Consider the following 15,917-nt stretch of genomic DNA (forward strand, 5'->3'; position numbering starts at 1 on the left):
TTACGGGGCCTTGGGGGGCTGCCAATCGGGGCGTCGGTCGGTGATTTTGTCGATGATATCTTGGGGGATCGTGCTGGTTTGGGCCGTGTAGGTGCCAAAGATTTCCAGCGTCATGGTATCGCGGGCGGCGTGGAACCATTTGCCGCAGCCATAGACATGCCGCCACCGTTCAAAATGCACGCCCTTGGGGTTTTCACGCATGAACAGGTATTTCTCAAAATCATCATCCGATGCGCCGGGGCCGTGCCGGGTTAGATGCGCCTCTCCTCCTGCGTGGAATTCGGTTTCTTCGGCGGTGATGCCGCAGTTTGGGCAGGTGAGGATCAGCATGAGACGCTCCTTTGGCAGGTTGCGCGAAACGCAAAAAAGCCGACCCCGCGTGCGGGATCGACTTTGGTCGCGAAAGAATGGTGTGTGGTCGGCTTAGTTGCCGGTAGCGGAGTCAGCTGCGTCTTCGACAGATTCAGCCGCGGATTCTGCGGCGTTCCCAACGGATTCCGCAGCGTTTTCCATCGCATCGCCGGAACCTTCAACGGTAACGTTGATGTCGTTGGACGTATCCATCGGATCGCCGTCCGAAAAGTAGTAGAAGCCGAAGCCCAGAACCAAGACAACAAGGACACCGATGATGATGCCGGTGCTGGTGCCGTTGGTTTTGTTAACCGTGGTGTGCGGTGTTTGGCTGTGGGGTGTTTGGTTATGCTCTGGTGTTGCCATTGTACTGATCCTTCATAAACTCTGTATGAAGACACAACACCGTGAACGGGAAAATTGTTCCGGGAATTGCGAGGGTTTGCCATGGAATGTGGGGACATTAGATGGATCTGGAGTGTCAAATGGGGCTCTGCGGTGGCGATGCGGCAGATGGACTTGATTAAAATATGCATTTATTCCCTCAAATCGTTTGAGCTGCGATCTGTAGGCCAAACCCTATCACGATCAGAACCAAGCCAAACCCTGTAAGCTTAAGAGAGCGGCTAGCTGCGCTTTCTTGAGTAATCGTGGTCTCATCAATCAGTTCAACTAGTGTTGAAACACGGTCGTCGAGGTCTCTGGCAAAGTCAGTTAATGCTTTAAAGTCATTTTGAGCTGCATCAGCATCAATTCCTCCATCACTTTCAAATAACCCTTCAGAAACCGAGCCAGTACGCCATTCTAACCAACCAACACCTAAGGCGAGGCCCTCTCGGTGAAACTCGATAGACTTTCGGTTGCTCTCTGCAGAATCTCGGGCAGCCTTTTGGAGTGATAGAACATCAAAACCGAGAACAACTACACCAACCAAGTCAAGTGAAAGTCCGATCACAGCTAGATATTCCATCAATGCGCCACCCCAGCAGCCACGCTTTCATCAATAAACCGGCCCTCTTGGAAACGGTTCAGCCCGAAGGCGTCCGTGAGCGGCGAGCGGCCTTTGGCCATCAGTTCGGCCATGGCCCAGCCGGACCCCGGGATCGCCTTAAAGCCGCCTGTGCCCCAGCCGCAGTTGATGAACACGCCCTCAACCGGGGTTTTGCTGAGGATCGGAGAGCGGTCGCCCGTGACGTCTACGATACCGCCCCATTGGCGCAGCATCTTGAGGCGCGACACCATTGGAAAGGTCTCGATCAAGGCGCGGACGGTTTCCTCGATATGGTGGAAAGACCCGCGTTGGGTGTAGTTGTTATAGCCGTCGGTGCCGCCCCCGATGACCATTTCGCCCTTGTCCGACTGCGACATATAGCCGTGAACGGTGTTGGCCATCACGACCACATCCATGCAGGGTTTGATCGGCTCGGACACCAGCGCCTGAAGCGAAACGGATTCGATGGGCAGCCGGAAACCGGCCATATCGGCCAGATGGCCGGAGTGGCCTGCCACGACCATGCCCAGCTTGTCGCAATCGATATCGCCGCGGTTGGTGGACACGCCGACGACTTTGCCGCCCTCGGACCGGATGCCGGTGACTTCGCATTTCTGGATCACGTCCATGCCCATGTCGGAACAGGCCCGCGCATAGCCCCAAGCCACCGCATCGTGGCGCGCCGTGCCGCCGCGCGCCTGCCACAAGCCGCCCAAAACGGGATAGCGGGGGCCGTCGAGGTTGATGATCGGCACCAGTTCTTTGACACGTGCGGGGCTGATAAATTCTGTCGTCACACCCTGCAACGCATTGGCATGGGCCGTTCGTTGATAGCCGCGCACCTCGTGGTGGGTTTGGGCCAGCATGATCACGCCGCGCGGCGAGAACATGACGTTGTAGTTCAAATCCTGGCTCATCGTCTCGTAAAGGCTGCGGGCCTTTTCATAGATCGCGGCGGACGGATCTTGGAGGTAGTTCGAGCGGATGATCGTTGTGTTACGGCCCGTGTTGCCGCCGCCAAGCCAGCCCTTTTCCAGGATCGCCACATTGGTGATGCCAAAGTTTTTGCCAAGGTAATAGGCCGTCGCCAGCCCGTGCCCGCCTGCCCCGATGATGATCGCGTCATAGCGTTTTTTGGGCTGCGCGTCGCGCCATGCCCGTGTCCAACCTGTGTGGTGGCGCAGTGCTTCGCGGGCGATGGCAAAGGCGGAATACTTTTTCATAAAGGACGGTCCCCGGCATGGATTCGCACGCGGCTGTGCGCTTGGGTTCTTTCTGGGTGAGCAGGCAGAAAAGAGGATACTCTGCGCGGCATTCCGTATCAGTTTTACGACATCCCCTGCAATCGCACAAATCGCAAAACAGGGTGCTGCAATATGGCCCCTTTTTTCACGGCGCAACACGGTTTAGATGTGCGGTCTACTGAATGAATGGACCCGACCCGTATGAATTTCTGGATCATCGCCGCCGCTGGTGCCACCCTTGTGACCGTTTTGCTGATCCGCGCCCTGTGGCGTGGCGCGGCAGTACAGGCCCCGTCGCGGGTTGAACAAGACGTGCAAGTTTACCGCGATCAACTGGCCGAGGTTGAACGCGAGGTCGCACGTGGGGTGTTGTCGTCTGAAGATGCGGCACGGGCCAAGACCGAAATTTCGCGCCGCATTCTGGCCGCTGACAAGGGCCGCACCGCGGATGTGCAGACCGGGCGCGCGCCTTCGAAAGCGCTGATGGCGGTGATTGCGTTGGCGCTGATCGGGGGCAGCTTGTTTATGTATTCTAGGCTGGGCGCGCCGGGCTATGGCGATCTGGCGCTGAAAGACCGCATCGCTTTCGCCAAGACGTTGCGTGAAACCCGCCCCAGTCAGGCTGATGCCGTTGCGGGTATTCCCCAAGCGTCGGTCGGGGCCGAGCTGAGCGCCGAATACGAGACCTTGCTGACCCGGCTGCGCGAAACAGTTGCGACACGGCCCGATGATGTGCAGGGGCAAACTTTGCTGGCGCAGAACGAGGCGCGGATTGGCAATTACGCTGCCGCCGCCGAGGCGCAATCCGCCGTGGTGCGGTTAAAAGGGGCTGATGCGTCGACCGAAGAGGTCGTGAATTACGCGGAGTTATTGATCATGGCTGCGGGTGGATATGTGTCCCCCGAGGCCGAAGCGGTCTTGCGGGCCGTGTTGACGCGCGATGCCGAGAACGGGACCGCCAGCTATTACTGGGGCTTGATGCTGATCCAGACCGGACGGCCCGATCAGGGCTTTCGAATTTGGGATGGATTGCTGCGCCGTGGCCCCGCCGATGCGCCCTGGATTGAACCCATATTGGGGCAAATCGAACCCGTCGCGGATCTGGCCGGGGTCGACTATACCATCCCCGAGATCGGCACCGGTACGCGCCAAAGCGACCTGCCCGGCCCGTCGCAGGATGATATTGAAGCGGCCCAAGACATGACCCCGGCCGCGCGGATGGAGATGATTGGCGCAATGGTCGACGGGTTGTCAGAGCGTTTGGCGACCGAAGGCGGCCCTGCCGAAGACTGGGCGCGCCTGATATCGAGCCTTGGCGTATTGGGGCAGACTGATCGTGCCCAAGCGATATATGACAACGCGATGGACGTCTTTGCGGGTGATCCTGCATCGACCGATATGATTGCGCGCGCGGGCGAAAAGGCAAATTTGATAAAATGATCTATGAAGACATCATAGAATTCGCCGCCGCCCTGCCCCCGATGCAGGCGCTGATCGGGTTGGACTTGGGTGAAAAAACCATCGGCGTGGCGGTCACCGATAGCTTTCTGTCGATTGCTACGCCACTTGAAACCGTGCGTCGCAAGAAATTCGGCGTCGATGCGGCACGGCTGAGTGAGATTATTGCGGACCGGCGCATTGGCGGGCTGATCCTTGGATTGCCGCGCAATATGGACGGGTCAGAAGGGGCGCGCTGCCAATCGACCCGCGCCTTTGCACGTAATTTTGACAGGCTGGGTGATATTCCCATCGGGTATTGGGATGAACGGCTTAGCACTGTTGCCGCCGAACGCGCCCTGCTCGAGGCGGATACGTCACGCAAACGTCGCGCAGAGGTGATTGATCACGTGGCGGCGGGGTATATCTTGCAAGGTGTATTGGATCGTTTGCGCGTGTTGCGCATGCAAGGGGGCGCGGCATGACAGACGAAGTCTGGAAACGGGACGAGGTCGAAAGCCCCTGCGTCAAGCTGTGCGTTGTGCATCCCGAAACGCGGCTTTGTACCGGGTGCCTCAGGTCTATTGATGAAATCGGTGCATGGTCTCGGATGACGCCTGAAACACGGCGTCAGATCATGGACGAATTGCCGTCGCGCGCAGGCGCGCATTCAAAACGGCGCGGCGGTCGGGCTGCTAAACTGGCCAGACAGCAAGATTAAATCGTTTACTGCGCTACGCTGTACAGAAAATCCAACAACAGGTCGCTGGTCTGTGCGCCCTCGCAAGCAGAGGGGCCGTAGTTGTCATTCACAGCCGTCATATGCGCAATTTTCTGAAACTGCTGTGCCGCTGTCCAATGGCCACAAGTCGGTGCCTTGGGTGTGAATGCGATCACATTCGTGTCTTGGTTTTCAACTTTCGCTGTCATTGCACTGTCTCTCATTCGATACCACGCTGATTCTGTCGCGTGGTGTTAGTCTCGGAATTTTAGCTTCCGATTTGATTAACTAACCTTCGAGTTAAGGCGAGATTGCGGCAATACCGAGGTATTTGCACGTAATTGCGAACCAATTCAGCAGTATTGTTTCTAATTGAGCAGTTTGATCATGAACGCCGGCACAGAAAGCCCGCCGATCAAAGACCCAGCGATTTGCGCAACATGTTCAACGCCACAAGGATCAAGAACACCGCAAACACCCGCTTGAGCGGTTTGGGGTCCATGGCGTGGGCCAGTTTCACCCCCAGCGGCGCGGTCATCAGCGTCATCGCAATCACAATCGCAAAGGTGGGCAGGTTCACCGCGCCAACCGTCCAAGGCGGGCTGTTTTCAGGCGACGCGACCAGCAAAAACCCGATCACCGACGGCACCGCAATCAGCACACCAAACCCGGCGGCCGTGGCAACGGCACGGTGGATCGGCACGTTAAACAGGCTCATAAGCGGCACACCAAAGCTGCCCCCGCCGATCCCCATCAGCACCGATAAAAACCCGACCGACGGCGACAGCGTGGCGCGCGCCACACCCGTTGGCATCGCCTGCCCCAAGCGCCATTCCGACCGGCCAAACGCCATGTACAGCCCGACAATCAACGCCAGTCCGCCAAAGATCCCCTGCAACACCGATGTGCGCAGCTGCGCGACGGTCAGCATGCCAATCACCGCCCCGATCACAATGCCGGGTGCCCATGTCTTTAGGATCTCCCAATCGACCGCGCCCTTCTTATTATGGCTGTGCACCGACCTAAGAGACGTCACAATAATCGTCGCAAGCGAGGTCGCCAGACACATCTGCATCAACTGAGGCCCGTCAAAACCAAGGGTTTGGAATGCATAGAAAAACGCAGGCACCAAGACGATACCGCCGCCCACCCCCAACAGCCCGGCCAACACACCGGCAAAGGCCCCGATAAACAGGATCAGGACAATCATTTGAACTAAAAGGGATGTATCGGTCATGGCGCGGGGCTCCGTTAATGCTTGCCCTTGGTGCTACACCGCTTTTTGCGCCTCTGCCAGCGTTTGCATCGCATCCAGCGCATCAATCAAAACCTGACGGTCTGCTTGCGGGCCTGATGCGTTTTCGGACAGCATCCGCCGCCAGACCCGCGCACCGGGCCGCCCCGCAAACAGCCCCATCATATGCCGGGTGATCTGGTTCAACCGCCCGCCGCCCGCAATATGCGCGTCAATATAGGGCAGCATTTGTGCAACGGCGGCTTCGGCGGTGGTATCCTCGCCCTGCCCGTAAATCCGCCGATCCGCCTGACATAAAATATCAGCCGGGCTGTGATAGGCACTGCGCCCGACCATCACACCGTCCAAGCCACCGTCCAGAAACGCCTCTGCCTGATCCAGCGATGTAATCCCGCCATTGACCGAGATATGCAGGTTCGAAAACAGCCCCTTCATCCGGTGTACAAGGTCATAATCCAAGGGCGGAATATCGCGGTTCTCCTTGGGGCTTAACCCCTTGAGCCACGCCTTGCGGGCGTGAATCGTCACACGTTCACACCCCGCCCCCACGACATGCGCCAGAAACTCCGGCAGCACGGTTTCGGGGTCCTGATCATCCACACCAATGCGGCATTTCACGGTCACTTCGACATCCACCGCCCTGCGCATCGCCGCCACGCATTTGGCGACCAAGGCCGGCTGCTCCATCAACACGGCCCCGAAACTGCCCGACTGCACACGGTCGGACGGACAGCCGACATTAAGGTTAATCTCGTCATACCCCGCCTGCGCCCCCAACCGCGCGGCCTCGGCCAGCTCTGCCGGGTCAGACCCGCCCAGTTGAAGCGCCACCGGATGCTCTTGCGGGTTATGATCCAACAAATGCAACGCCCCGCCGCGCACCAACGCAGGCGACGTCACCATTTCGGTATAGAGCAACGTGTGCTTTGACATCAGCCGGTGCAGATAGCGGCAATGGCGATCCGTCCAGTCCATCATCGGTGCCACGGAGAGGCGTGCATTTCGGCTGAGGATATATTTATTCTTTTCAGACACTTACGAAACCCATGTGCTGTGCGACTGGCAATATGTGTAGATAGGGGGAAATTGGAGGGACGACAATAGGTAGGGATGAGGGGGGAGGTTTTAGTATGGCTCGGCATAGATGCGACGGGCGGGAAGCGGTCGTTCGCTGCGCAACGATCGCGAAATGATTTGAGTTGTTATAGCAGACATCAATAGATAGAGGGCACGGCTTCGGGTTCTTTCAGCGCGCTATTTTGACTTCCATGGTGCCAATGCTTGTGAAAATGCATCGGCCAAGGCGCGCACGCGCCTTGGCTGTGCTCTTCCTGGGGGAAACATCATTTGAAGCGGATTGGGAGGTGGTGCAAAATCTTCGAGGAGAGCGATAAGCTTACCTGACTCTACGTCTCCAATGACATCGAGTTCAGATTTCAGAATGATCCCATGCCCGTTCAGCGCCCATTGCCGCACCAGTGATCCATCGTTCACGGTTTTGTTGCCTCGGACGGTTACGGCCTGCGGTTTATTGCCTGAGCCGAAGCGCCAGACGTTGTCGAGGGTCGGCCCGAACCGCATGATCAGACAGTTGTGGTGCGCCAGATCGGCGGGCGTTTGTGGCGCGCCATGTTGTGCGATGTAGGATGGCGCGGCGCAAACGATGCGGCGGAAGTGGCCGAGGTTGCGCGTGCGCAAAGTGCTGTCCGTCACGGCACCAAACCGCAGGGCCAGATCGAAGCCTTGCCCGACGATATCGACATACCCATCCGATAGCAGCAGCTCGATTGAAATCGCCGGATGCTCGGCCGTAAAGCTCGATATCACGTCTGACACGATGCTACGGCCAATGTCGATCGGCGCACTGACCCGGATTGGGCCAGATAAGGTTTCAGCCCCGTGCCGGATGCGTGTTTCAAGGTCTTCGATTTCACCCAGCACGACCTTGGCCCCGCTGAGGAGCGTCCGGCCTTCGTCCGTCAGGCTGAGGGAACGCGTCGTGCGGTTGAACAGAACCACGCCGTAATGGGCCTCAAGTGCTGCCAACCGTTCGGAAACCGTGGTCGCCGAAAGCCCAACCTCGCGGCCTGCAGCGACGAGACTTCCCTTTTCGGTGATGGTCAAAAACAGTCGTATATTGTCGATCAGCATTAAACGGATTTCTCGGATTATTATTTCGAAGGATGTCTGTTTATCCGCATATGCCTGCGATGTATATGTTTATTATCAGAACAGACATTCAAAGGAACAACCCAATGTCCAAGCTTACAATCGTCGCCAACATCACAGCCAACGCAGACAAAATCGAACTGGTTAAGGCCGAGCTTTTGAAGTTGGTTCCGATCACCCGCGCCGAAGAGGGTTGCATCAATTACGACCTGCATCAGGACAACGAAAACCCTGAGCATTTCACATTTTATGAAAACTGGGAAAGCCGCGAGCTGTGGCAGACGCACATGGGCGCGCCGCACCTTGCAGCCTACATGACGGCCACTGATGGCGCTGTAGCCGAATTCATCCTGAACGAGATGTCCCACATCGGCTGATCGACGCCACTACAACCGGAGACCGCATCATGAAAACGATCCACGCCACCCCAGTAGTTGTCCAACCAAAAGACGTAAAACGCCCAGTGGCGCGGCTGTCGCCACATGATCTAACAGGCATCCGGAACCTTGGCTCGACGGCGTGCGCCGTCGATCTGGCGGGGTGGTTGCGACGCGCCTTTCGCAAGTAACCATCTCAACGACCTGCACTAAAAAATTTCTCCGTGATTCCAAAAAATCTCGCACGTGCGTGTCGGATCACGGGGACGGTGTGCCTCACCCTCACTTGTTTTCCTTCAAATTCCATTCGCTCCTCGGAAAGGTGCCTGCCATGACCCTTACAAAACTGCTCACATCCGCGATGGCCTTGTCCTTTGCATTCGCCACGCAAACATCTGCCGAGACCACCGCCGAGCTTACAACCTTTGCGGAAATCAGCGACACGCGCCCCGGCAACATCACTGTCACACCCGACAACCGCGTCATCATCACCCAGCAGCCACTGGATGGTCCGAAATTGCGGGTCGTTGAAGTCCTCGAAGACGGCACGAAGGTTCCGTTCCCTACGCAGGATTGGGCTGATGGCCCTGAAACTGGCAAAGTTGGTATTGCTGGCTCAATCGGGATCAAATCTGATGCAAACGGGATTGTCTGGATCCTCGATATGGGCGGTGCTGACAGCGCACCGAAACTGGTCGGCTGGGACACGCAGACTGACGCGTTGCACAAAATCATCGAGATCCCGTCCGAGGTGGTGACCCCGATCTCCTTCCTTCAGGACTTCGCCCTCGATGAAGAACGCGGCCAGATCTACATCGCCGACATGACCTTCACTGCACCTGCGGCCGACCTGAAGCCCGCGTTCATTGTGATCGATATTGAATCAGGTGCGGCACGCCGTGTGATGGAGGCCACGAAACGTTTCATGCCCTCTGACGAAGATGTCGTGATCGACGGTAATCTTGTCGGGTTCAAAGATGCGGACGGCAACGCCACCCCGTGGCACCTGTCGATGAACGCCATCTCAATCGATCCGGCATTTGAAAATGTCTACTTCGGCACGATGAATGGCCGCGATATATGGTCCATCCCTGCTGCTGCTTTGGCGGACGCATCACAAGACGACACCGCGCTGGCCGCACAGATCACCCGCTACGCTGAGAAAGGCCCGAATGACGGCTTTATCATTGACGGTGAGGGCCGCGTGTTCTCAGGAGATGTCACCCTCAATGCTGTGACGGTCTCCACACCCGACAGCTTTAAGGTCTTCGCCCAAGACGACACGCTGTTGCGGTGGGCCGATGGCTTTGCCTTTGCGCCAGACGGCACGCTTTATATCGTCGCCAACCAGTTGCACACGCACCCTGCACTAAACATGGGGACCGATGGCAGCGACCACGCCTATGTCATCCTAACAACCCAGCCGTAATCAAACATCGCGTGGCGTCTAACATGGGCACCGCGTAGCCCCACACACATTCGGAGAATAAATAATGAAAGCCATCGGTTACACCACAAACGGCGCTATTGACCGCGCTGATGCTCTGATCGATCTTGAGATCGATAAACCAACAGCGACAGGCCATGACATTCTGGTCAAGGTCGCCGCCGTTTCGGTCAACCCTGTCGATGTTAAAGTCCGTCAAAACCGCCCAGCAGAAGGCGATGCGCCTGTGATCCTCGGCTGGGACGCCGTGGGCGAGGTTGTTGAGACTGGCGATAAAGTCACCCAGTTCAAAGCCGGTGACAAGGTCTGGTATGCAGGCGCCATCAACCGCACCGGCACCAACGCCGAATACCACCTTGTGGATGCACGCATCGTCGGCCACGCGCCCAAATCTATCGACACCGCTGCGGCAGCGGCTCTGCCTCTGACAACACTGACAGCGCAAGAGATGATCTTTGATCGTCTGAACGTCACAAATCCGGTGCCGGGTGCTGCCAACGCCATCGTCATCATCGGCGGCGCGGGCGGCGTTGGCTCCATCGCGATCCAGCTTTTGCGCGAGCAGACCGACCTGACGATCATCGCCACGGCCTCGCGCCCTGAAACGCAAGATTGGGTGAAAGAGTTAGGCGCGCATCACGTTGTGGACCATTCCAAACCACTGCCGGAACAGATTGCAGCCCTAAACATCGGCGCGCCAGCCTTTGTGTTCTCGACCAACTATTCTGAAACCTATGTGACGCAGATCGCTGAATTCATCGCTCCGCAGGGCCGCTTTGGTCTGATTGATGATCCCAAGGGCTTTGACATCATGCCGTTCAAAGGCAAGGCAGTTTCTATCCACTGGGAGCTGATGTTCACGCGGTCTTTGTTCACCACCGACGACATCGCACGTCAGGGTGAAATCCTTGATACCGTGGCGGGTCTGATCGACGCGGGCAAGATCCGCTCTACCGCGACAGAGAGCTTCGGGGCTATCAATGCCGAAAACCTCAAACGTGCCCATGCGCTGATTGAAAGCGGCAAGGCCAAGGGCAAAATCACATTGGAAGGTTTCTGAAATGCAGGTGCGCAGACTTGATCACGTCAATATCCAAACCACCCAAGTCGAAAAAATGGTGGCTTGGTATCGCGACGTTTTAGGCATGCGCACCGGCCCGCGTCCGGATTTTCCATTTCCGGGCGCGTGGCTTTATGCGGGCGATACGGCCGTGATCCATCTTGTGGGGCAAAGGGGCGACCCTGCGGTTGGCTCCGAAGTGAAGTTGAAGCTCGAACACTTCGCACTGACCGCGACAGACTATGTGGCATTTGAAGAAACTCTAAGGAAAGAGTCCATCCCACATCAACGGTTCGTGTTGGACACGGTCGGGCTTATACAATTCCATCTGCGCGACCCCGATGGCAACCACATCCACATCGACTTCACGGCGGACGAATGACAGCTTAGTTACTGCGCTGGCCACCAACGTCCGCTTGAGGGAAGCTGCACTGCGGCGTGGCGACCAATCGTCAATGGCTGGTCTGGGCCGACCACCCCTAACCCTCCCCAACCACAACCCTACTCAAAGAACGTCGCATTCCGTCCGCCGACGACGATATCAAAGTCGTAGGCCTCTTTCACATCCACTGTCAGCGGGTCACGGGGCCTGCCAACGTTGCGTTCAAACGCGTCGCCCATCAGGATTGCCATCGGATCGCTTGCGTTGTTCGGCTCGTCCGGAAAATACATCTGGGTGATCAGCCGCGATGATCCGCCGCTGACGGACATATGGATATGTTTGGGCCGCCAGCGTCCGATATCGGGCCGCGCCAGATAGGCACCCGGGCTGATCGCCCAGAACCGATAGCGCCCTTCGGCATCGGTCAGCACGCGCCCCATGCCAAGGTGGTTTTCGTCCAGTTGCAGGCCCGAATGATCCTCCACATGGCGGTAGCGGCCATAGTGATTGGCGCTCCAGACCTCCAGCAGTGCGCCTGCCACCGGGCGGCCGGATGCGCTGCGCACGCGGCCGGTAACCTCGATCGAGGTGCCATCGGCGCGGGGCCGGTCTGGCGCGGTGCGGGTCATGTCCCATTCATGCGGGTTCGTCGCGTATCGCGCTGGCACCACCGGCACAAAGCTGGCGCGGGCGACCTCGGGGATCAGCCGCAGGCGCTGGCGCGGGGTGCGTTGGTCTGATGTGTTATCGGTCGGGCCAATGCCCAGAATGCGTCCTTGATTGGCCATGGTTCAGCTCTCCAGATCGTCAAAGAATGGGGTTTCGCCGGGGCCCGCCATGACGATGTCAAAGACATAGACCTCGGCCCCGCTGGCGGTGCGCCCGTCGTGGCGCGCGATCAGTTTTGGTGCGTCATCGCCGACCGCTTGCAGAACGGGGTCGCTGGCATTCTCGCCCTGCCCATCAAAGAACACCTGCGTGACGATCCGGTTGATCCCGTCGGAAAAGATCGTGATCGTGATGTTTGGCGCGCGCCCCGCTGCTGCGCCCGGCAGGATTGTGCGGAATTCATAGACGCCCGACGCTGTGCGCATCCGGCCATAGCCGTGGAACCACGGGTCGATGTCCTCGTGCCCTTCGGTCGCGGGGGTGCGGTAGACGCCTTTGGCATTGGCCTGCCAAAAATCCAACACGGCCCCGTTGGCCAGTTCCCCATGGCGGTCCAGCACACGGCCGCGCAGGATGATCGCTGTGCCTGCGGCCGCGCCCACCACGCCGGGATCAAAACGGGTCAGATCCTCGAGCGCGGGATCGGCGAAATAGATCGGGAAATACGGCCCGCAGGTGTCTTCGTTCGTGGCTGGTAAAAGGTTGGATGCTGCGTCGGTCATCACCTGTCCTCCATTGTCTTTGGTATGTTTTGCATATTAAACACCAAGGAAGGCAATACGGAAACCATACGCCCATGACCAAAGCGTCCAATCATGATGTCTATTTTGTCCCCGGTCTGCATCGGGGTCTTAGGGTTCTTGAAATTCTTGGCGCGGCAGAAACGCCCATGTCGCTGAGCGATATCGCCCGCGCGATGGAGCTGAGCCGGAGTTCGGCGTTTCGTCTGGTCTATACCCTGCGGCAGATGGAGTTTATCCGCGAGGCGGAGCAGGCCAATACCTTTACCCTTGGCGCGCGCGTTTTGAACCTTGGGTTTTCCTATCTGAACCAGCAGCCCATTACCGCCATTGCCCGCCCCATTCTCGCGACCTTGCGAGATGAAACCGGCGTTTCCACCCATCTGAGCGTGCTTGAGGGCGATGATGTTTTGTACCTTGTCAGCCATCAGGCGCGGTCCGGGTATGTGTCGAACATGCGCACTGGCACCCGCACACAGGCCTATGCCTCGGCGATTGGGTGGTGTTTGCTGGGGGCGTTGGACGATGCCGCCTTGCAAGATTTCGCTGCCCACCAGAACTGGCACCGCTTTACCGAACACACGCCGATGGGTGCCGCCAGCCTTGCCGCCCGCGTCGCACAGGCGCGCAATGCGGGGTGCGTGATATCGCGCGGCTTTCGTGAACCGGGCGGGTCCAGCATCGCAGTGCCGGTGCGCGACAATACCGGCGCGATCGTGGCTTGCGTGAACCTGTCCGGCCCCGACAGCGGGTTTGATTTCGATAGGGTAGAAAGCTTTTATCTGCCCAAGACCCAAGACGCCGCGCTGCAAATCTCGCGCGCTTTGGGGTATCAGGGCAGCTAGGGTCATCCAGCGAGGCCCAGAATGCTGCGGGCCTCATCCGGGGTGGCAAGTGCGCCGCCTAGATCACCGATGATCCGCGCCGCTTTTTCAACCAGCTGTGCGTTGCTTTCACAGTGCTGGCCCTTGGCGATATGGGCCGTGTCCTCCATGCCGATGCGGATATGCCCGCCCAGCAGCCAGGCCTGCGCCAACATCGGAAATGCCGCGCGGCCAATGCCAAATGCGGCCCATTCGGTGCCTTCGGGCAATTGGCTGACAAGATAGGCCATCGTGGCCGGGTTGGCGACCGCGCCAAAGCGCACGCCCAGCACCATTTGCACCATCAACGGTGTCTTCAGAACACCCCGCGCAACGAAATCTTTGACCATGTGGAGATCACCGCTGTCGAAAATCTCGATCTCGGGTTTGACGCCTGCATCGTAAATCCGGCCCGCCATAATTTCGAGGTTGCGCGGCGCATTGATCACCGACGCCTGCCCCGACCACATGGTGTTAAAGTCCAACGTGCAGATATCAGGCTGCAAGGCTTCGACATGGGCCACGCGTTTTTCTGGCACACATAGGGTCGACCCGGGTGCGGCCACCTGCGGATCATCGTCGGACGGGATAAACCGCCCGCCCTCGCCCGTGGTCAGGTTCAGCAGCACGTCCGTGTTCTCGGCACGGATACGCGCCACCAGCTCCTCGTATAGATCAAGCCGCATCGACCCTTTGGCGGTTTCGGGGTCGCGCACATGCAGATGCACGATGGCGGCACCGGCATCTGCGGCATCCAGCGCTTGGCGCGCGATCTGTTCGGGCGTGACAGGTAAATGCGGGCTGATCTCTGGCGTCATCAGGTTGCCAGTGATCGCGGCGGTCAGGATCGTCTTGCGTGCCATTCTACTGCTCCAACACGCCGGCAACGGCGGCGGAAAGCGTCTGAACGATCAGATCAATCTCGGCCTCGGTCGAGGTATAGGACGGTGCCAACAGCACGTGATCGCCATGAACCCCGTCAATGCAGCCCTGCGACGGATAGGTCATGACGCCGCGCGCCTTGGCCGCCGCGCCGATTTTCGTGGCGATACCGTCGGCGGGATCAAACGGCGCTTTGGTCCCCAGATCGGCTACCAGCTCAACCGTCCAGAACAGCCCGCGCCCGCGGATGTCGCCCACATGGGGATGGTGGGCAAATGCAGCACGCAACGCCGCCTCAAGCTGCGCGCCCCGCTTGGCCACATTGTCCAATAGGTTTTCGTCGTCGATCACGTTCTGCACGGCCAAGGCACCCGCCGTGGCAATCGCGTGGGACATATAGGTATGCCCGTTCCACAGCTTGCCACTGCCTGCCTTAATCACATCAACCACGCTTTGCGCGGCCAGAACGGCGGCAATCGGCTGGTATCCGGCACCAAGCCCCTTGGCCATGGTGGTTAGATCGGCAGCGATGCCCTCTTGCTCCAGTGCATAGGTGGTGCCGGTTCGCCCCATGCCGCTCATCACCTCGTCAGCGATCAGCAAAACACCGTATTGGTCACAGATTTCTCGGATACGTTTGAAATACCCCTTTGGCGCAGGTTGCGTGCCCAAGGACGCGCCCACAACAGGCTCCGCGACAAAGGCCATGACGCTCTCAGGCCCCAAGCGTTTAATCTCATTTTCCAGCAGATTGGCCATGCGCTGCGCAAAATCGGCCTCGCTCTCGCCGTTATGCTGCAAACGATAGGGGTACGGCGCGTCGATATGCGTGACATCAATCAGCAAGGGCGCAAAGGGCGCGCGTCTGCCCGCATGGCCGCCAGTGGCCAAGGCCCCCAATGTATTGCCATGATAGCTTGGCTTGCGCGCAATGATCCGGTGGCGGTCTGGCTCCCCCTTCTCGATGCAATATTGCCGGGCGAGTTTTAACGCGGCCTCCATCGCTTCGGAGCCGGAGCCAAGATAAAGCACCCTGCCATTGCCCGTCCCTTTCGGCGCGCGCGCCACCAGATAGGCTGCCAAATCTTCGGCCGGTTGGTTGGTAAACGATCCGGTGTGCGCAAAGGCAAGCTTATCAACCTGTGCCTTGATCGCTTCGCGCACTTTGGGATGATCATGGCCGATGCACGACACAGCCGCCCCGCCACACCCATCCAGATAGCGCCGTCCCGACGCATCAATTAGGTAATTCCCATCCCCCGCAACGACCACAGGAAGGTCAGAGTTGAGGTCGCGGTGGAAGACGCTGCTATTGGCCATGGCTCTCAC

General features: G+C 58.5%; 21 protein-coding genes. 9 read left to right on the forward strand and 12 right to left on the reverse strand.

Going from position 1 to position 15,917, the window contains the following annotated elements; genetic code table 11:
* The 4 genes from WNY39_RS03065 to WNY39_RS03080 form a co-directional block, all read right to left on the reverse strand.
* Entirely contained in the window at window positions 1–330 is a 330-nt protein-coding gene (locus WNY39_RS03065) for a sarcosine oxidase subunit delta (protein WP_342843945.1), read from the reverse strand.
* A 93-nt stretch (window positions 331–423) separates the two neighbouring features.
* Window positions 424–717, reverse strand: coding sequence for a hypothetical protein (locus tag WNY39_RS03070; protein ID WP_342843947.1), 294 nt, complete (start codon window positions 715–717; stop codon window positions 424–426).
* Between the two features lie 178 nt (window positions 718–895).
* Window positions 896–1,321 (reverse strand): hypothetical protein, encoded by a 426-nt coding sequence (locus WNY39_RS03075; RefSeq protein WP_342843949.1) that lies wholly within the window; start codon window positions 1,319–1,321, stop codon window positions 896–898.
* Window positions 1,321–2,565: a sarcosine oxidase subunit beta family protein gene (locus tag WNY39_RS03080; protein ID WP_342843950.1), complete on the reverse strand. Its 1,245-nt coding sequence runs from the start codon at window positions 2,563–2,565 to the stop codon at window positions 1,321–1,323. Before WNY39_RS03080 ends, WNY39_RS03075 begins: the two co-directional genes overlap by 1 nt.
* Before the next feature lie 222 nt (window positions 2,566–2,787).
* Between WNY39_RS03080 and ccmI the strand changes: the two genes are divergently transcribed.
* Genes ccmI through WNY39_RS03095 form a run of 3 tightly spaced genes read left to right on the forward strand, consistent with a single transcriptional unit; the run spans window position 2,788 to window position 4,744 of the window.
* Window positions 2,788–4,026, forward strand: coding sequence for a c-type cytochrome biogenesis protein CcmI (gene ccmI, locus WNY39_RS03085; protein ID WP_342843951.1), 1,239 nt, complete (start codon window positions 2,788–2,790; stop codon window positions 4,024–4,026).
* Window positions 4,023–4,508, forward strand: a complete 486-nt coding sequence (gene ruvX / locus WNY39_RS03090) for a Holliday junction resolvase RuvX (protein ID WP_342843953.1) — start codon at window positions 4,023–4,025, stop codon at window positions 4,506–4,508. The genes ccmI and ruvX overlap by 4 nt, the downstream gene beginning before the upstream one ends.
* Window positions 4,505–4,744, forward strand: coding sequence for a DUF1289 domain-containing protein (locus WNY39_RS03095; RefSeq protein ID WP_341234750.1), 240 nt, complete (start codon window positions 4,505–4,507; stop codon window positions 4,742–4,744). The genes ruvX and WNY39_RS03095 overlap by 4 nt, the downstream gene beginning before the upstream one ends.
* 5 nt (window positions 4,745–4,749) lie before the next feature.
* Here the strand turns inward: WNY39_RS03095 and WNY39_RS03100 are convergent, their stop codons facing one another.
* The 4 genes from WNY39_RS03100 to WNY39_RS03115 form a co-directional block, all read right to left on the reverse strand.
* Window positions 4,750–4,953 (reverse strand): hypothetical protein, encoded by a 204-nt coding sequence (locus WNY39_RS03100; protein ID WP_342843956.1) that lies wholly within the window; start codon window positions 4,951–4,953, stop codon window positions 4,750–4,752.
* Between the two features lie 206 nt (window positions 4,954–5,159).
* Complete coding sequence (locus tag WNY39_RS03105; protein ID WP_342843958.1) at window positions 5,160–5,981, reverse strand: sulfite exporter TauE/SafE family protein; 822 nt, start codon at window positions 5,979–5,981, stop codon at window positions 5,160–5,162.
* 33 nt (window positions 5,982–6,014) lie between these two features.
* Complete coding sequence (gene dusA, locus WNY39_RS03110; protein WP_342843959.1) at window positions 6,015–7,034, reverse strand: tRNA dihydrouridine(20/20a) synthase DusA; 1,020 nt, start codon at window positions 7,032–7,034, stop codon at window positions 6,015–6,017.
* A gap of 219 nt (window positions 7,035–7,253) precedes the next feature.
* On the reverse strand, window positions 7,254–8,150 hold the full coding sequence (locus WNY39_RS03115) for a LysR family transcriptional regulator (protein WP_342843960.1): 897 nt from the start codon (window positions 8,148–8,150) through the stop codon (window positions 7,254–7,256).
* A gap of 104 nt (window positions 8,151–8,254) precedes the next feature.
* On the opposite strand from WNY39_RS03115, the gene WNY39_RS03120 reads away from it, so the two are divergent.
* From WNY39_RS03120 to WNY39_RS03140, 5 genes are all read left to right on the forward strand, one after another.
* Window positions 8,255–8,545 (forward strand): putative quinol monooxygenase, encoded by a 291-nt coding sequence (locus tag WNY39_RS03120; RefSeq protein WP_342843962.1) that lies wholly within the window; start codon window positions 8,255–8,257, stop codon window positions 8,543–8,545.
* A 29-nt stretch (window positions 8,546–8,574) separates the two neighbouring features.
* Complete coding sequence (locus tag WNY39_RS03125; RefSeq protein ID WP_342843964.1) at window positions 8,575–8,736, forward strand: hypothetical protein; 162 nt, start codon at window positions 8,575–8,577, stop codon at window positions 8,734–8,736.
* 140 nt (window positions 8,737–8,876) lie between these two features.
* The gene (locus WNY39_RS03130) at window positions 8,877–9,974 is read left to right on the forward strand and encodes an L-dopachrome tautomerase-related protein (protein ID WP_342843965.1); all 1,098 of its coding nucleotides are present in this window, start codon (window positions 8,877–8,879) and stop codon (window positions 9,972–9,974) included.
* Between the two features lie 64 nt (window positions 9,975–10,038).
* Entirely contained in the window at window positions 10,039–11,052 is a 1,014-nt protein-coding gene (locus WNY39_RS03135; protein WP_342843967.1) for a zinc-binding alcohol dehydrogenase family protein, read from the forward strand.
* 1 nt (window position 11,053) lies between these two features.
* Window positions 11,054–11,434, forward strand: a complete 381-nt coding sequence (locus WNY39_RS03140; protein ID WP_342843969.1) for a VOC family protein — start codon at window positions 11,054–11,056, stop codon at window positions 11,432–11,434.
* A gap of 119 nt (window positions 11,435–11,553) precedes the next feature.
* Here WNY39_RS03140 and WNY39_RS03145 read toward each other — a convergent pair whose 3' ends face one another.
* Both WNY39_RS03145 and WNY39_RS03150 read right to left on the reverse strand, forming a co-directional pair.
* The gene (locus WNY39_RS03145) at window positions 11,554–12,222 is read right to left on the reverse strand and encodes a protocatechuate 3,4-dioxygenase subunit beta (RefSeq protein ID WP_342843970.1); all 669 of its coding nucleotides are present in this window, start codon (window positions 12,220–12,222) and stop codon (window positions 11,554–11,556) included.
* A 3-nt stretch (window positions 12,223–12,225) separates the two neighbouring features.
* Window positions 12,226–12,825: a hypothetical protein gene (locus tag WNY39_RS03150; RefSeq protein ID WP_342843971.1), complete on the reverse strand. Its 600-nt coding sequence runs from the start codon at window positions 12,823–12,825 to the stop codon at window positions 12,226–12,228.
* A 74-nt stretch (window positions 12,826–12,899) separates the two neighbouring features.
* Here WNY39_RS03150 and WNY39_RS03155 point away from each other — a divergent pair, with 74 nt between their 5' ends.
* A complete protein-coding gene (locus WNY39_RS03155) occupies window positions 12,900–13,688 on the forward strand; it encodes an IclR family transcriptional regulator (RefSeq protein ID WP_342843973.1) in 789 nt (262 codons plus the stop codon).
* 2 nt (window positions 13,689–13,690) lie between these two features.
* Here the strand turns inward: WNY39_RS03155 and WNY39_RS03160 are convergent, their stop codons facing one another.
* Window positions 13,691–14,569, reverse strand: coding sequence for a 3-keto-5-aminohexanoate cleavage protein (locus WNY39_RS03160; protein WP_342843975.1), 879 nt, complete (start codon window positions 14,567–14,569; stop codon window positions 13,691–13,693).
* 1 nt (window position 14,570) lies between these two features.
* A complete protein-coding gene (locus WNY39_RS03165) occupies window positions 14,571–15,908 on the reverse strand; it encodes an aspartate aminotransferase family protein (protein ID WP_342843977.1) in 1,338 nt (445 codons plus the stop codon).
* Between the last annotated feature and the right edge of the window lie 9 nt (window positions 15,909–15,917).

The organism is Sulfitobacter sp. AS59 (genome assembly GCF_038899995.1).
Lineage (GTDB): Bacteria > Pseudomonadota > Alphaproteobacteria > Rhodobacterales > Rhodobacteraceae > Sulfitobacter.